This is a genomic window from Trinickia sp. EG282A, assembly GCF_040965455.1.
In the GTDB taxonomy this organism is placed as follows: domain Bacteria; phylum Pseudomonadota; class Gammaproteobacteria; order Burkholderiales; family Burkholderiaceae; genus Trinickia; species Trinickia symbiotica.
The window spans coordinates 1-461 of sequence record NZ_JBFRCC010000037.1; the positions used below are offsets into that span (position 1 = coordinate 1).

Annotated in this window: 1 protein-coding gene; it reads right to left on the reverse strand. The window is 61.4% G+C overall.

The features are described 5' to 3' along the window. Positions 1-407: SDR family NAD(P)-dependent oxidoreductase (locus tag AB4Y31_RS31795; protein ID WP_368677425.1), on the reverse strand; the 407-nt coding region annotated here is incomplete at its 3' end. Positions 408-461: the final 54 nt, after the last annotated feature.

Consider the following 461-nt stretch of genomic DNA (forward strand, 5'->3'; position numbering starts at 1 on the left):
TCCTTGTACATGTGCTTAAGCGCGGCCTTCGTCGTGAGGAACGCGCCGTCGACGTGGATCGCCTGCATCTTCTTCCAGTCGGAGAACGAGTAGTTCTCGATCGGGTTGACGATCTGAATGCCTGCGTTCGAGATCAGGATATCCACCGAGCCCAGTTCGGCCGCGACCTTGTCGATGCCCTGATTGACTGCATCTTCGCTCGTCACGTCCATCGCGACGCCGAGCGCCTTGCCGCCTGCCTTCCTGATTTCTTCGGCGACGGCGTTTGCGCCGTCCTGGTTCAGGTCCGCGATAGCGACGGCCGCGCCCGCCGCCGACAGCGTCAACGCGATCTGCTTGCCGATGCCGCTCGCCGCGCCCGTGACGACGGCGACCTTGCCTTTCAGACTCTCATTCGATGACGACATCCAGAACCTCCATGCAGTTGATTGAGCGATGAGACCATGGCGCGCAGATAGCGT